The sequence below is a fragment of the Bacillus sp. JJ1503 genome (genome assembly GCF_036965125.1).
Lineage (GTDB): Bacteria > Bacillota > Bacilli > Bacillales > Cytobacillaceae > Cytobacillus.
In genome coordinates, this window is sequence record NZ_JBALOZ010000290.1 from 1 (window position 1) to 1,220 (window position 1,220).

The window sequence follows — 1,220 nt, forward strand, 5'->3', positions numbered from 1 at the left end:
ACTCCCATTTCTCTCGTACTGAACCAATAGAAAAGAGTCCATACGAAGTAGCGAAGTTTTATATTCGTCAAACAGACATGACCAATAATGAGAGCCTGAGCATTTTGTATGCTGGCGGCGGTGTCGTATCCACTACTGGTGACTTGTTAAAGTTCATGAAAGCATTAGTGAATGGTCAGATACTAAAGAAAGAAACTCTTGAAAAAATGAAAAGTGACTGGGGTAAATTCTTTTTAGGAATTGATTATGGGTATGGAGTGATGAACATAAAAACGGTTCCTGTGTTAATGCCAGCAAAGTATAACTCTTGGGGGAATGCCGGCTCTACCGGTTCGTTTATGTTTTACCACCCTGTGATGGATGCATATATCATCGGAACTTTAAACCAATTTGGATATGGTCAAAAAGGAATTAGGTTAATGCTTCAATTGACGGATAAACTTCTAAAAGCTACAAAAAAAGCTGAGGCATTATTGTAAAAGAAGCAGGGAACGAAATGCCCTTTGTAAGGACATTATATAAAAGAGTTTAGCAATCTAAAGAAGATGATTCTACTATTGAACGAGGGAACTGAAAAACCCCCAATATATTGTAATTTGGTTAATGACAGGGCTGACAAACAGTCCTGTTTTTTATTCGACTCTCTGCTCAATCATCCCTGAAACCTCATCAGTAGAAAAAACATTACCTTCTACGATGTCCTTTTTGGCTTGTAATTTATTAAAGGTTTTTTTACTATTTTATTTGGAAATCGTCCTTTTCATAATTACTAGCCAAAATCTTTTGTATGATTTACAATATCCCCCATTTTCTAATTCATGTTACTATTAAATTAGGAATTTTTATGGAGGATTAATCTTGAAAACTATATCCGAAGAGGTTATTCGTTTCCGAGAGAAATGGCGAAAGTTAATTAACTCTGAAATTGAATACTACTTGATAAATCAAAATGAAAGAACTAGATTATTTACTTATTAGGGTAACTTCAGGATTACCTCATTCGTGGATTAGGAGAATGAAAAATGTTTATGATTATAGGTATCATCGCCCTATTAATCTATGTCGGGTTGGTATATTATATCGGCTGGCGTGGATACCGTTGGCTGCGTCCGGAAAAATCATCACGAAGGTTTAAAACACTTTACATCATGGTAGTAGCCATTTCAGCTGCTTCCTTCATTATGGGTCGTATTTCTGGTATTACACTTCTCAGCAAGATA

1 protein-coding gene and 1 pseudogene are annotated in these 1,220 nt (G+C 35.6%); both read left to right on the forward strand.

From position 1 onward, the window contains the following. A partial coding sequence (locus V7149_RS20295) for a serine hydrolase (protein WP_335347407.1) occupies nt 1-479 on the forward strand: 479 nt, incomplete at its 5' end. A 543-nt stretch (nt 480-1,022) separates the two neighbouring features. Then, nucleotides 1,023-1,220 (forward strand): annotated as a pseudogene (locus V7149_RS20300) (metallophosphoesterase); the annotation flags it as partial.